The 12,785-nt window shown below is 74.5% G+C and carries 14 protein-coding genes; 10 read left to right on the top strand and 4 right to left on the bottom strand.

The genetic code is table 11. The features are described from left to right. The first annotated feature begins 28 nt into the window (after positions 1-28). From ACZ43H_RS03045 to ACZ43H_RS03075, 7 genes are all read left to right on the top strand, one after another. Entirely contained in the window at positions 29-364 is a 336-nt protein-coding gene (locus ACZ43H_RS03045) for a TraR/DksA family transcriptional regulator (RefSeq protein WP_464587651.1), read from the top strand. A 79-nt stretch (positions 365-443) separates the two neighbouring features. Further along, entirely contained in the window at positions 444-1,622 is a 1,179-nt protein-coding gene (locus ACZ43H_RS03050) for a 4Fe-4S dicluster domain-containing protein (protein ID WP_464587652.1), read from the top strand. Position 1,623: 1 nt separating this feature from the next. Further along, positions 1,624-2,091, top strand: a complete 468-nt coding sequence (locus tag ACZ43H_RS03055) for a cyclic nucleotide-binding domain-containing protein (RefSeq protein ID WP_464587654.1) — start codon at positions 1,624-1,626, stop codon at positions 2,089-2,091. Next, the gene (locus tag ACZ43H_RS03060; protein ID WP_464587655.1) at positions 2,081-2,929 is read left to right on the top strand and encodes an FAD/NAD(P)-binding protein; all 849 of its coding nucleotides are present in this window, start codon (positions 2,081-2,083) and stop codon (positions 2,927-2,929) included. The genes ACZ43H_RS03055 and ACZ43H_RS03060 overlap by 11 nt, the downstream gene beginning before the upstream one ends. Continuing rightward, a complete protein-coding gene (locus tag ACZ43H_RS03065) occupies positions 2,929-3,732 on the top strand; it encodes an NADH-quinone oxidoreductase subunit B family protein (protein ID WP_464587656.1) in 804 nt (267 codons plus the stop codon). The genes ACZ43H_RS03060 and ACZ43H_RS03065 overlap by 1 nt, the downstream gene beginning before the upstream one ends. After that, the gene (locus ACZ43H_RS03070; RefSeq protein WP_464587658.1) at positions 3,729-5,051 is read left to right on the top strand and encodes a Ni/Fe hydrogenase subunit alpha; all 1,323 of its coding nucleotides are present in this window, start codon (positions 3,729-3,731) and stop codon (positions 5,049-5,051) included. The genes ACZ43H_RS03065 and ACZ43H_RS03070 overlap by 4 nt, the downstream gene beginning before the upstream one ends. Continuing rightward, positions 5,048-5,506: a hydrogenase maturation protease gene (locus tag ACZ43H_RS03075; protein ID WP_464587659.1), complete on the top strand. Its 459-nt coding sequence runs from the start codon at positions 5,048-5,050 to the stop codon at positions 5,504-5,506. The genes ACZ43H_RS03070 and ACZ43H_RS03075 overlap by 4 nt, the downstream gene beginning before the upstream one ends. Before the next feature lie 10 nt (positions 5,507-5,516). On the opposite strand, the gene ACZ43H_RS03080 is transcribed toward ACZ43H_RS03075, so the two are convergent. Genes ACZ43H_RS03080 through ACZ43H_RS03090 form a run of 3 tightly spaced genes read right to left on the bottom strand, consistent with a single transcriptional unit; the run spans position 5,517 to position 7,464 of the window. Beyond that, positions 5,517-6,152 (bottom strand): ATP/GTP-binding protein, encoded by a 636-nt coding sequence (locus ACZ43H_RS03080; RefSeq protein ID WP_464587660.1) that lies wholly within the window; start codon positions 6,150-6,152, stop codon positions 5,517-5,519. 23 nt (positions 6,153-6,175) lie between these two features. Beyond that, a complete protein-coding gene (locus ACZ43H_RS03085) occupies positions 6,176-6,577 on the bottom strand; it encodes a hypothetical protein (protein WP_464587662.1) in 402 nt (133 codons plus the stop codon). Beyond that, positions 6,574-7,464: an FHA domain-containing protein gene (locus ACZ43H_RS03090; protein WP_464587664.1), complete on the bottom strand. Its 891-nt coding sequence runs from the start codon at positions 7,462-7,464 to the stop codon at positions 6,574-6,576. Before ACZ43H_RS03090 ends, ACZ43H_RS03085 begins: the two co-directional genes overlap by 4 nt. Before the next feature lie 9 nt (positions 7,465-7,473). Between ACZ43H_RS03090 and ACZ43H_RS03095 the strand changes: the two genes are divergently transcribed. Further along, positions 7,474-8,262 carry a TIGR01458 family HAD-type hydrolase gene (locus tag ACZ43H_RS03095; protein ID WP_464587666.1) on the top strand — a complete coding sequence of 263 codons (789 nt, stop codon included), beginning with the start codon at positions 7,474-7,476 and terminating at the stop codon, positions 8,260-8,262. A gap of 4 nt (positions 8,263-8,266) precedes the next feature. On the opposite strand, the gene ACZ43H_RS03100 is transcribed toward ACZ43H_RS03095, so the two are convergent. After that, a complete protein-coding gene (locus ACZ43H_RS03100; protein ID WP_464587668.1) occupies positions 8,267-9,484 on the bottom strand; it encodes an NAD(P)-dependent oxidoreductase in 1,218 nt (405 codons plus the stop codon). 144 nt (positions 9,485-9,628) lie between these two features. On the opposite strand from ACZ43H_RS03100, the gene ACZ43H_RS03105 reads away from it, so the two are divergent. Both ACZ43H_RS03105 and ACZ43H_RS03110 read left to right on the top strand, forming a co-directional pair. Further along, positions 9,629-11,524 carry an alkyl/aryl-sulfatase gene (locus ACZ43H_RS03105; RefSeq protein WP_464587670.1) on the top strand — a complete coding sequence of 632 codons (1,896 nt, stop codon included), beginning with the start codon at positions 9,629-9,631 and terminating at the stop codon, positions 11,522-11,524. Between the two features lie 31 nt (positions 11,525-11,555). Then, a complete protein-coding gene (locus tag ACZ43H_RS03110; RefSeq protein ID WP_464587672.1) occupies positions 11,556-12,785 on the top strand; it encodes a lanthionine synthetase LanC family protein in 1,230 nt (409 codons plus the stop codon).

Below are 12,785 nucleotides of genomic sequence, written 5' to 3' on the forward strand. Positions count from 1 at the left end.
CTCGGGCACGACGAGCACGGGAGTGACCATGGACGAAGAACGCGCGAGGGCCCTCGTCCGCGCGGAGCGCGAGCGGGTGGAGAGCCTGCTGGCGCAGAGCGTGTCTGCCGGCAGGCTGGACCGCGCGGCCGAGCGCGAGGGCGGGGACACCGCGGACGTGGCCGAGCCCCTGGCCGCCGAGGGCGTGGAGAACGCCGTGACGGCCTCGCTGCAGTCCCGGCTCGAGGCCCTCGACCGGGCCGAGCGCCGGATCGAGGAGGGCACCTACGGCCGGTCGGTGCGCAGCGGCCAGCCGATCCCCGACGAGCGTCTGGAGGCCGACCCGGCCGCGGAGCTCACCGTGGAGGAGAGCCGATCGCACTGACCGGCTCCGGCCAGAGGTCCCTTGTCATCACCCCGACGCCTCCCGAGACTGGCGAGGAGGCGCGAGAGGGGAGCGGGGCATGGTTGACACGGAGCCCGTCACCCTCGACCTGAGCGCCCTGCAGGGCCTCGTCGACCTGCTGGGCGAGGAGGGCTTCACCGTCCTCGGCCCGACCGTGCGCCAGGGCGCCGTGGTGCCGGGCCGGATCGGCACGCTCGACGACCTGCCCCGCGGCTGGGGCGACGCCCAGGAGCCCGGCGCCTACCGGCTGCGGGCACGCGACGACGACGCGCTCTTCGGGTACGCCGCGGACGCGGTCAGCTGGAAGTCGGTGCTCTTCCCCGCCCGCGAGCTGATGTGGTCGGGCAGCCGCACGGCGGACGGGTTCTCCATCGCGCCCGGCGACGGACCCGGGCGGCTGGGCGACCCGCCGTACGCCGTCCTCGGCATCCGGGCCTGCGACCTGCACGCGATCGCCGTCCACGACCGGGTGCTGCGCGAGCGCGACCACGCCGACCCGCGCTACGCGGCCCGTCGCGCGGGTGCCTTCCTGGTCACGGTGTCGTGCGGCGACCCCAGCGGGACCTGCTTCTGCGTCTCCATGGGCACCGGACCGCGCGCGGACGCGGGCTACGACCTCGCCCTCACCGAGCTGCTGGGCGAGCAGCACACGTTCGTCGCTCGCGCCGGCACCGACCGCGGCGCCGAGGTCCTGGCCCGGCTGCGGTCGCGGGCCGCCGACGAGGCCGAGGTGCGGGCCGCCGACGAGGTCGTCGAGCAGGCGGTGCAGCGGATGGGCCGGACGATGGACACCACCGACATCAAGTCCTTGCTCTACGACAACGCCGACCATCCGCGCTGGGACGACGTCGCCGACCGGTGCCTGTCGTGCGGGAACTGCACGATGGTCTGCCCCACCTGCTTCTGCACGTCGGCCGAGGAGCACACCTCGCTGGCGGGCGACACCACCGAGCACTGGCGGATCTGGGACTCCTGCTTCACCTCCGACTTCTCCTACCTCCACGGCGGCAGCGTCCGCGCCACCCCGAGGTCGCGCTACCGGCAGTGGATGACCCACAAGCTCGCCTCGTGGATCGACCAGTTCGGGACGTCCGGCTGCGTCGGCTGCGGCCGCTGCCTGACCTGGTGCCCCGTCGGCATCGACATCACCGAGGAGGTGGCCGCGATCCGCGCCGCCCCCCAGACGACCGCCCCCCAGACGACCGACCAGACCAGCGATCCCGAAGGGAGCAGCTGACGTGCGATCGATCCAGGACCTCCTGTCCGAGCACCCCTTCTTCGAGGGGCTCGACGACGACACGCTGGGCCTGCTGGTCGGGTGCGCCACCAACGTCCACTTCCGGGCGGGCGAGCACCTCTTCCACGAGGGCGAGCCGGCCGACCGGCTCTTCGTCGTACGCCGCGGCCGGGTTGCCCTCGACGTCCACGCACCCGGCCAGCCCGGGCGCGTGGTCGACACCGTGGACGAGGGCGGCGTGGTCGGCTGGTCGTGGCTGGTCCCGCCGTACCGGTGGTTCTTCGACGCCCGGGCGGTGCAGGAGGTCTCCGCGGTCGCGATGGACGCCGCGTGCCTGCGCGCGAAGTGCGAGGAGGACCCGGCCGTCGGCTACGCGCTGATGCAGCGGGTCGCCGGCGTGATGTACCACCGGCTCCAGTCGGCGCGCGTGCGGCTGCTCGACCTCTACGGGGCCGGTCGTGCCGGTTGAGGCCCCCGCCCCCGTCGCCGCGCCGGACGCCCTGCTCCCGCGGCCGTTCCGCGTCGTCGCGAGCCGGCGCGACACCGGGGACACGGTGACGCTCGAGCTCGAGCCGCCCGGCACGGACGGCCTGCCCTTCGCCGCCGGCCAGTTCACGATGCTGCAGGTGCTCGGCTCCGGCGAGGTGCCCATCTCGATCAGCGGCGACCCCGGCCGGCCGGACCGCCTCGTGCACACCATCCGCGACGTCGGCGGGGTCACCCGGGCGCTCTGCGAGGCGCGCGAGGGCGACGTGCTGGGCGTGCGCGGCCCCTTCGGCCGGGGCTGGGGAGTGGTCGACGGCGCCGACGGCGACCTGGTGGTCGTGGCGGGTGGGATCGGGCTGGCGCCGTTGCGGCCGGCGGTGCTGGAGGCGCTCGCGGGTCGGCCCCGGTTCGGCAGGATCCACGTGCTCCTCGGCGCGCGGACCGAGGAGGACGTGCTGTTCCCCGACGACCTCGAGGCGTGGGCGGCCGCGGTCGACGTCGACGTGATCGTCGACCGGGCGGCGACCACCTGGACCGGTCGCGTCGGCCTGGTCACCGAGCTGGTCCGGGACGCCGAGTTCGACGCGGGCCGGACGCTGGCACTGGTGTGCGGCCCTGAGGTGATGATGCGGTACGTCGCCGCGGAGCTCACCGCGCGCGGCGTGCCTGCCGACCGGGTCCGGCTCTCCCTGGAGCGCAACATGCGCTGCGGTGTCGGCCTGTGCGGCCACTGCCAGCTGCGCGAGCACCTGCTCTGCGTGGACGGGCCGGTCCTCTCCCTCGACCGGGTGCTGCCGCACCTCACGGTCCGGGAGCTGTGATGGCCGCGCCCCGGCCGACGCTGGCCGTATGGAAGTTCGCCAGCTGCGACGGCTGCCAGCTCACCGTGCTCAACTGCGAGGACGAGCTGCTCGACCTCGCCGGTGCGGTCGAGGTCGCCTACTTCCCCGAGGCGACGCGCGCGGTCGTCGAGGGGCCCTACGACCTCTCCCTGGTCGAGGGGTCGGTGACCACGCCCGGTGACGCGGAGCGGATCCTGCAGGTGCGGCAGGCCTCGCGGACGCTCGTCACCATCGGGGCGTGCGCCACCGCCGGCGGCATCCAGGCGCTGCGCAACTTCGCCGACGTGGACGAGTTCCGCGCCGTCGTCTACGCCCAGCCGGAGTACGTCGACACCCTGGCCACCTCCACGCCGATCTCCGCCCACGTCCCGGTCGACCTCGAGCTGCACGGCTGCCCGATCGACCGCGGCCAGCTGCTCGAGGTGGTGACCGCGTTCCTCCAGCACCGCCGGCCGCGGGTCACCGCGGAGAGCGTCTGCGTCGAGTGCAAGCGCCGGGGCAACGTGTGCGTCACGGTGGCCCACGGGACCCCGTGCCTGGGCCCGGTCACCCACGCCGGGTGCGGCGCGCTGTGCCCGTCGTACGACCGCGGCTGCTACGGCTGCTTCGGGCCGGCGGACACCACGAACACCGGCTCGCTGAGCGGGCGGCTGGTCGAGCTCGGGATGCCCGGCCGGGACCTGCACCGGGTCTTCCGGACCTTCAACGCCACAGCGCCCGCCTTCGCCGAGGAGAGCGCGCGGCACGACGACCAGGGGACCGAAGGGGGAGTGGCGCCGTGACGCACAAGGGGACGGGTGAGGACGGCGAGATCACCGCCGAGACGCTGGCCCGCGTCGAGGGCGAGGGCGCCATGCACGTGGTCGTCCGGGAGGGGCGGGTCACCGACGTCCAGCTCCAGATCTACGAGCCGCCGCGGTTCTTCGAGGCGATGCTGCGCGGGCGCGGGCACACCGAGCCGCCGGACATCACCTCCCGGATCTGCGGCATCTGCCCGGTCGCCTACGAGATGAGCGCGTGCCTGGCGATCGAGGACGCGTGCGGCGTCACCGTCACCGAGGACATCGCGCTGATGCGGCGGCTGCTCTACTGCGGCGAGTGGATCGAGAGCCACACCCTGCACGTCTACCTGCTGCACGCCCCTGACTTCCTCGGCTACCCGGGCGCCATCGAGATGGCCGCCGACCACCGCGACGTCGTCGAGCGCGGGCTGCGGCTGAAGAAGGCCGGCAACGCGCTGATGACCCTGGTCGGCGGCCGCGCCGTGCACCCGGTCAACGTCCGGGTCGGTGGCTTCTACCGGTTCCCCATCCGCGCCGACCTCCTGGCCCTCCGCCCCCAGCTCGAGGGTGCGCTCGAGGACGCCCTGGCCACCGTCACCATGGCGGCCGGCTTCGACTTCCCGGACTTCGAGCAGGACCACGACTACGTCTCCCTGCGCACCGACCGCGACTACCCGATCGAGGCCGGCTCGTTCGTCACCAGCAGCGGGCGGGCCTTCGCGGTCGCCGAGTTCGGCGACTGGGTCAGCGAGGAGCACGTGGCGCACTCCAACGCCTTGCACGCACACCTGCGCGGCAGCGGCCCGTACGTCGTCGGCCCGCTGGCGCGCTACTCCCTCAACCACGACCGGCTCCCACCGGTGGCGCGACGGGCGGCCGACGAGGCGGGCCTCGGGGTGACCTGCCGCAACCCGTTCCGGTCGATCGTGGTGCGGGCCGTGGAGATCGTGGTGGCCTGCGAGGAGGCGCTGCGGATCATCGACGGCTGGTCCGACCCGGGCCCCGACGACCGGGCCGCCGCCTCGGTGCCCGTGCCGGCGCGAGCCGGGGTGGGCCACGGCGCCACCGAGGCGCCCCGCGGCACGCTCTACCACCGCTACGAGCTGGCCGCCGACGGCACGGTGCTCGACGCGCAGATCGTGCCGCCCACGTCGCAGAACCAGGTGAGCATCGAGTCCGACCTGCGCGGCTTCGTGCAGGACCGGCTCCACCTCGACACCGAGGAGCTGACCCGGCAGTGCGAGCAGGCGATCCGCAACTACGACCCGTGCATCTCGTGCGCCACGCACTTCCTCGACCTCACCCTGGAGGGGAGGTGAGCCCGCTGGTCGTCGGCATCGGCAACGCGTCGTGCGGCGACGACGGGATCGGGCCGCTGGTGGCCGACCGGGTGGCGCAGCTCCGGCTGCCGGGCGTCGAGGTGGTCGTGCACGACGAGCCGCTCGCCCTGGTCGAGCTCCTCGACGGTCACGACGACGTGGTGGTCGTGGACGCGGCGCGCAGCCGGGACGGGGTGCCGGGCGCGCTGCACGTCGTCCGCGTCGGGTCCGCCCCCGTGGCCGACCGCGCCCGGGTCTCGAGCTCCCACGGGCTCGGGGTCGTCGAGGCGATCGAGCTGGCGCGGGCGCTGGGGCGGCTGCCGGCGCGGCTCACGCTGGTCGGTGTGGAGTCCGGCGGCGTGGACGTCGGGGCCCCGCTGTCGGCACCGGTCCGCGACCGGGCCGACGACGCGGTCCGCGCCGTCGTGGCGGCGCTCCCGACCACCACGCGGTGACGGCGCGGCCTCACCCCGCGGTGGGGAGCGGGATGCCGCCGGCGGCGCAGCAGGAGGGCAGCTCGCCGCGCAGCGCCTCGAGGGCGTGGGTCGCCTTGGTCAGGAAGCTGCTCTCGGAGGGGATGACGATGCGACGCGGGTGGTCCGCCCACGCCTCGAGCAGCCGCTCGTCGATCCGGGCCGCGGCGCGGGCGGTCTCGGTGCGCAGCGGGTTGACGTGGTTGTAGCCGTGCCCGGCCGGCGGGGTGCGCAGGTGGATCACGGCGTCGTACCGCGCCAGCTCGTCGGCGTGCCGGGTGCCGACCGAGGACCAGAACTCCTCGGGGCTCCCCGGCCAGTAGGCCAGCCCGTCCACGGTGCCCCGGTCGCACAGCACCAGGGCGGCGTTGTGGGTGTCGCCGATGACCTCCAGCTCGCGCTGGACGTGGAAGATCGCGCGCTGCGCGGCCCGTCGCCACTCCGGCTCGTCGGCGCGCGGGAACCCGCCCCCGAACACGATGCCCGCCGACTCGGCCAACGGGTGCACGTGCGGACAGAGCGACTGCCGGATCAGCTCCAGCAGGGCGGTCTTGCCCCCGCCCGGGCCGCCGGTCAGCACGACCCGGTGCCGGGTGTGGGTCTCGGTGCAGCGGCAGCTCACCGGCATGGGGTCGCTCCTCCCGGGGCCGGTCAGAGGAGGGCGAGGGCCCCGGCCGCCAGCGGACCGATCCAGGTGGCCAGCCTGGTCAGCGACTCGAGGAACGTCGAGCTCGCGGTCGCCAGCGCACCGGCCTTGTCCAGCCCCTTCACGAACGACTCGAGGTGCCCGGCGGCCTCCTGCTTGTCGCCGGCCTCGGCCAGGGCCCCGAGCCGGGCCTCGGCCTCGGTGCGCTCGGGGGTCGTGAGCCGCAGGTCCGCGACCGCCGCCCGCAGCGCCTCGATCTCGGCGGCCATGTCGGGGTCGGCACCGACCCGGCTGTCCACGACCACGTCGCGGCCGGCCACGTGCTGGCTGCCGCTGCCGACGTTCATGTTCCCCGACCCTGCGTTGACCGGGCCGGACACGTTGCCGAACCGGAAGGTGTCGTTCATCGCTGTCTCCTCTGGGTCTGCTGTCTCTGCCGCTTCCGGGCCGCCTTCGACATGCCCGTGCCGATGCCGGCCAGGACGCCGCCGCCCGCGAACAGGGCGAACCCGATGGCCAGCAGCGGGATGCCGGCGAAGCTCCGGTCGAAGGGCGTGGTGTCGGTCGGGTCGTTGACGCCGAAGCCGGAGAAGATCAGCGTCATCCAGATGCCGAACCCGACCAGGGCGACGATCGTGCCCAGGACCGCGAGCACCCGTCCGGGTCCGACGCCCTGGAAGATCTCGTCGGAGGAGTCGTAGTCGTTGGTGACCTCGACGTCGTAGGTGTCGCCGTGGTGGATGTCGCCGCCCGCGACGTACTGCGTCCCGCTGCCCACGTTCATCGCCCCGCTGCCGGCGTTCACCGGACCGCCCACGTCGCCGAAGTCGTACGACGTGGCGGGCCCCTCGCCGCCTCGCTGCGCGGGCATGCCGATGACACCGAACTGCAGGTCGACCTCGCCGAGGCGGAGCAGGTCACCGGTCTGCAGGGCGGACGCACGGGTGAGCCGCGCGCCGTTGACCCGGGTGCCGTTGGTCGAGCCGAGGTCCTCGAGGGTGACGGTCCCGCCGTCGCGGCTGACCGCGGCGTGGTGGCGGCTGACCGACGCGTCGTCCAGCACGATGTCGGCGTCCGTGGCGCGCCCGAGCGTGATCCGGCCGGGCCCGATGGTGAAGCTGCGCCCGGCCTGCGGGCCGCTGGTGATGACGAGCGCGGGCCACTCCTGCAGCGAGGTGCCCATGGCCACCTCCGGAACGGTCCTCCCGTGCCGGCGTGGTGTCGGCACCCGCCGCTCCACCTCCATGGTGCGCCCGATCTCCGCCGTTGTCAGCCCCGAACGGGACGGACGCATGATGGAGGTGTGACCGGAGTCCTGCTGGATCTCGACGGCGTCGTCTACGTCGGCGACGAGCCGGTGCCGGGCGCCGCCGAGGCCGTCGCCCGGCTCGGACGTCGGGGCGTCGCGTACCGCTACCTGACCAACACCACGTCCCGGCCGCGGCAGGCGATCGTCGACCAGCTGACCGGGATGGGCATCACGGCCACGGCCGAGGAGGTCCTCACCCCGGCCGTCGCCGCCGAGGCCTGGTTGCGGCACCACGAGGTACGCCGGCCGGCGCTGTTCCTGCCCCCTGCGACCGCCGCCGAGCTCGCCGGGCTGGACCCGCTCCCGGACGACGTCGAGGAGGGCGCCGGCGCGGTGGTCGTCGGCGACCTCGGCGAGGGCTGGGACTTCGCGACGCTCAACCGGGCCTTCCGGCTGCTCGCGAGCAACCCCGGAGCCCCGCTCGTCGCCCTGGGGATGACCCGCTACTGGCGTGCCGACGACGGGCTCCGCCTGGATGCGGGCCCGTTCGTGCGCGCCCTGGAGCACGCCATCGGCCGCACCGCCGTCGTCCTCGGCAAGCCGGACCCGGCGTTCTACGCGGCCGCCGTCGACGCCCTCGGCCTCGACCCGGGGCAGGTGGTGATGGTCGGTGACGACGTGCGCACCGACGTCGAGGGTGCCCAGCGGGCCGGCCTGGCCGGCGTGCTCGTGCGCACCGGGAAGTTCTCGCCGGCCGACCTCGAGGGCGACGTGGAGCCCGACGCCGTGATCGACTCGATCGCCGACCTGCCGCGCCTGGTCGCCGCGCTCGACGGGACGTGAGCGGTCAGCCGGCCGCGTCGATGCTGGTCGCGGAGACGCCGAGCACGTCGGGCAGCGCGTCGAGGTCCGCGAGCAGGTCCTCGGACACCGGGCCGGCCACGTCGATCGTCGCCACCGCCGCGGCGCCGCCGCGGAACACCCGGTTCTCCATGTGCTCGACGTTGAGCCGGGCCCGGCTCAGCCGGTCGAGCACGTGCGCGAGCACCCCGACCCGGTCGAGGTGGCGCACCGTGAGCGTCGCCGAGCCGATCCGGCTCGGCGTCAGGTTGACGCAGCTGCGTGCCTCGCCCTGCACGAACGCGTCGACGAGCTCGACCACGCCGGCGGCGACGGCGTCCTGGGCCTGCTGCGTGGAGGCGCCGACGTGGTGGGTCCCGACGACGCGCGGGTGCCGGGCCAGGGGTGAGCTCCACTCGGCCCGCCCGGTGCCGGGCTCGTCGGCGTAGACGTCCAGGCCGGCGCGGAGGTCGTGCTCGTCGAGAGCCCGGAGCAGCGCGCCCTCGTCGACCAGGTCGCCCCGCGAGGTGTTGAGCAGGATCGCCCCGCGCCTCATCCGGGAGAGGAACGCCGCGTCGACCAGCCCGGCGGTGTCGGCGTTCGACGGCAGGTGAAGGGTCACCACGTCGCAGGCGGGCAACAGGTCCTCGAGCGAGTCGGCCAGGTGGATGCGCAGGTCGGCGGCGCGGGTCTCGACCTCCGCGCTGCGGCCGGGTCGGGCCAGGGCCCGGAGGTCGATGCCGAACGCCGCGGCCCGCTGGGCGACCTCGAGGCCGATCGAGCCGAGCCCGATGATCCCCATCGTCGAGCCGAGCAGCCCGCGGGCCGCGCTGTAGGTCTTCTTGTCCCAGCGGCCGGCGCGCAGGTCGGCGGCGGCGTCCACGATCCGCCGGTCGATGGCGAGCAGCAGGCCCATCGTCAGCTCGGCGACCGCCGCGGCGTTGCGGCCGGGCAGGTTGGCCACCAGCACGCCGCGGGCCGCTGCCGCCTCGGTGTCGATGGTGTTCGTCCCGGCGCCCGCCCGGATCACCAGGGCCAGCCGGTCGGCGGTCTCGAAGACCTCGCCCCCCACCTTCGTGCTGCGCACCACCAGCACGTCGAACCCCGCGACCCGCCCCGCCAGGTCGGCCGCCCCGAGGCCCGGTTCGACGACACAGGTGTGGCCGCGCGCCTCGAGCTCGTCGACCGTCGTACCGCCGACCGAGTCGGCAAAGAGCACCCGCATCACGACCTCCGGTGAACGCCTGACTCCTGCCTCACCGTAACCGTCCGCGGCGTCGGGCGCGACGTGCTCCGGGTGCTCCCCACACGGGTGGCTCACCCGCTCCGGAGGATGTGGCGGCCCGACGGCGACGTCAGACTCACGCGCATGTCGACCGCCGCTGCCGCGCCCGTCCCGCAGATCTCCGACCAGCACGAGGCGCTGCGCCGCTCGTTGCCGTTCGCCGACGACCGCGACCTCGAGGACGCCTCGCGGGGTTTCGTGGCCCGGCTCGAGCCGGGCGTCGTGCGCGGGGCGGACGGGCGGGTGGTGTGGGACAACGACTCCTACGCGTTCCTGGCCGGGCCGGCGCCCGAGACCGCGAACCCGAGCCTGTGGCGCCAGTCCGGCCTGGTCGCGATGCAGGGCCTGTTCGAGGTCACCGAGGGCATCTACCAGGTGAGGGGGCTCGACCTGTCGAACATCACCTTCGTCGAGGGTGAGCGCGGGGTGATCGTGATCGACCCGCTCATCTCGACGGAGACAGCGGCGGCGGCGCTGGCGCTCTACCGCGAGCACCGGGGCGAGCGGCCGGTCACCGCGGTGGTCTACACCCACTCCCACGTCGACCACTTCGGCGGCGTCAAGGGCGTCACGAGCCAGGAGGACGTCGACGCCGGCCGGGTCGTCGTCGTGGCGCCGGAGGGCCTGGTCGAGCACGCGGTGGCGGAGAACGTCTACGCCGGCACCGCCATGGCCCGGCGTGCGGGCTACATGTACGGCGCGGCCTTGGAGCGCGGCCCCGCCGGCCAGATCGGCGCGGGCCTGGGGCAGACCACCTCGACGGGCTCGGTCACCCTGATCGCACCCACCCTCGAGATCACCACGACCGGGCAGGAGGAGGTCGTCGACGGGGTGCGCATGGTCTTCCAGATGGCGCCCGGCACCGAGGCCCCGTCGGAGATGCACTTCTGGTTCCCCGACCGCAGGGCGCTCTGCCTGGCAGAGAACGCGACGCACACCCTGCACAACCTGCTGACCCTGCGGGGCGCGCTGGTCCGCGACCCGCATGCCTGGGCGGGCTACCTGACCGAGGTGATCGACCTGTTCGGCCGCCAGGCGGAGGTGGCGTTCGCCTCCCACCACTGGCCGACCTGGGGCACCGAGCGGATCGTGGAGTTCATCTCCCTGCAGCGGGACCTCTACGCCTACCTGCACGACCAGACCCTGCGGATGCTGAACCAGGGACTGGTCGGCGCCGAGATCGCCGAGCGGATGCAGCTGCCGCCGGCCCTGGAGGCTGCCTGGCACACGCACGGCTACTACGGCTCGGTCAGCCACAACGTGAAGGCGATCTACCAGCGCTACCTGGGCTGGTACGACGGCAACCCGGCTCACCTGTGGCAGCACCCGCCCGTGGAGGCGGCGCGGCGGTACGTCGAGTTCATGGGTGGCGCCGACGCGGTCGTGGCCAAGGCGCGGGCGTCGTACGACGCCGGTGACCTGCGGTGGGTCGCCGAGGTGCTCGACCACGTCGTGTTCGCCGAGCCGGGCCACGCCGCCGCGCGGGAGCTGCTGGCCGCCACCTACGAGCAGCTCGGCTACGGCGCGGAGAACGGCACCTGGCGCTGCGTCTACCTCTCCGGGGCGACCGAGCTGCGCGAGGGCGGGTTCGGCACACCCGCGCAGGCCAGCTCGGCGGACCTGCTCGCCGCGCTCACCCCGCAGATGCTCTTCGACGCCCTCGCGATCCGGGTCGACGGACCGCGCGCGTGGGACGAGCGGCTGACGATCGACGTGGTCCTGACCGACACCGGGCAGCGGTTCCGCCTGCGGCTGGCGAACGGCGTCCTCACCCACAGCGCGGCGCGGCAGCCCGGCGCCGCCGACGCCACGCTGCGGCTGCCGAAGGCCTCGCTGGGCGTCCTCGCCGCGGGGGCCGTCGACGCCGCGACGCTCGACTCGGCGGGCATCGAGCTGACCGGCGATCCATCGGTGCCGGCGCGGCTGTTCGCGGTCCTGCAGGCCCCCGACCCGGACTTCGCCATCGTCACTCCGGACTGAGCTCGCTCGGGCCGACCGCCACAATGTGGCCATGCCGACCGAGGAGCTGGCGCTCGCAGCGCTCGAGTGGCTCGCCGCGTCGGGCCGCCCTGAGGGGGACGGGACCGAGTGGACCGGCACACCGGACCGGGACGCACCCGACCCGGACCTGTATGCGGGCGGCGCCGGCATCGTGCTGGCCTTCCTCGAGGCGCAGCGGCACTTCGACGACGACCGGTGGGGAGACGTGGCGGTGCGCGGAGCGCGCACGCTCGCGAGGCAGGTCGAGCACTGGGACCACGCCTCGCTCTACTTCGGCGCCACCGGGATGGCGTTCGCCCTGCACGCGGTGGCCGGGCAGCTGGGGGAGCAGGACGCCGAGGCGGCGGCCCGCCGGGCGCTCGACCGGGTGCGGGCCTCGTTCGACGGCGAGCGCTGGGGGCCGATGTTCGAGCTGATGGGAGGCAACGCAGGGATCGCGCTCGGTGCGTTGCGCCTCGGTGACGTCGGGCTCGCCGAGACGGCGGTGGCGCCGTACCTGCGGACGGCGGAGGCCACGCCGCACGGGGTCACCTGGGAGAACCGGGTCGGGCTGGCCGCCCGCCGGCACCACCTCTCGCACGGCACCCTCGGTGTTGCCTACGCGCTCGCCGCCACCGCCGACGCGACCGGACGCGCCGACCTGATGGACCTCGCGCTGGCCGGGGTGGCCGACGTGGTGGCGCGCGACGAGGCGGGGAAGCCGGGGTTCCTGGTCCCGCACTCCGACCCGCAGCAGCAGCACGAGGGGATCGAGCGGTTCAGCTACGGCTGGTGCCACGGTCCGGCCGGCGACGCCCAGGTGTTCCGGCTGCTGCGCCGGCTGACCCGCGACGAGCGCTGGTCGACGCTGGAGGACCGGTGCTGGCACACCGTCCGCGGGTCCGGTCTCCCGCGGCGGTTGCGGCCGGGCTTCTGGGACAACAGCGGGCGCTGCTGCGGCACGGCCGGCGTCCTCGCCCTCGCCCTCGACCGCGCGGTGGAGCGGGGCGACGGGCGTGACCTCGCCGACGTCCTGGTCCTGGACCTCGAGGCCCGCGCGACGGTCGACGCCGACGGTGCGCGCTGGTCAAACCACGAGCACCGCGCCGACCCGCCGGAGCTGGCACCGCGGCACGGCTGGGCGATGGGCAACGCCGGCATCGTGCGTGAGCTGCTGCGCCACGCCCGGGTCCTCGACGGCCGCGACCCGGCGTACGCCGTCGCGTGGCCCGACCACCCGCCCGCCGAGCGGACGAGGTGA

The organism is Nocardioides sp. DN36 (assembly GCF_055380375.1).

Coding starts and splice junctions, on each gene's coding strand:
- ACZ43H_RS03045 (WP_464587651.1), top strand. CDS start 29: ATGGACGAAGAACGCGCGAGGGCCCTCGTCCGCGCGGAGCGCGAGCGG.
- ACZ43H_RS03050 (WP_464587652.1), top strand. CDS start 444: ATGGTTGACACGGAGCCCGTCACCCTCGACCTGAGCGCCCTGCAGGGC.
- ACZ43H_RS03065 (WP_464587656.1), top strand. CDS start 2,929: ATGGCCGCGCCCCGGCCGACGCTGGCCGTATGGAAGTTCGCCAGCTGC.
- ACZ43H_RS03080 (WP_464587660.1), bottom strand. CDS start 6,152: ATGCCGGTGAGCTGCCGCTGCACCGAGACCCACACCCGGCACCGGGTC.
- ACZ43H_RS03085 (WP_464587662.1), bottom strand. CDS start 6,577: ATGAACGACACCTTCCGGTTCGGCAACGTGTCCGGCCCGGTCAACGCA.
- ACZ43H_RS03090 (WP_464587664.1), bottom strand. CDS start 7,464: ATGCGTCCGTCCCGTTCGGGGCTGACAACGGCGGAGATCGGGCGCACC.
- ACZ43H_RS03100 (WP_464587668.1), bottom strand. CDS start 9,484: ATGCGGGTGCTCTTTGCCGACTCGGTCGGCGGTACGACGGTCGACGAG.
- ACZ43H_RS03105 (WP_464587670.1), top strand. CDS start 9,629: ATGTCGACCGCCGCTGCCGCGCCCGTCCCGCAGATCTCCGACCAGCAC.
- ACZ43H_RS03110 (WP_464587672.1), top strand. CDS start 11,556: ATGCCGACCGAGGAGCTGGCGCTCGCAGCGCTCGAGTGGCTCGCCGCG.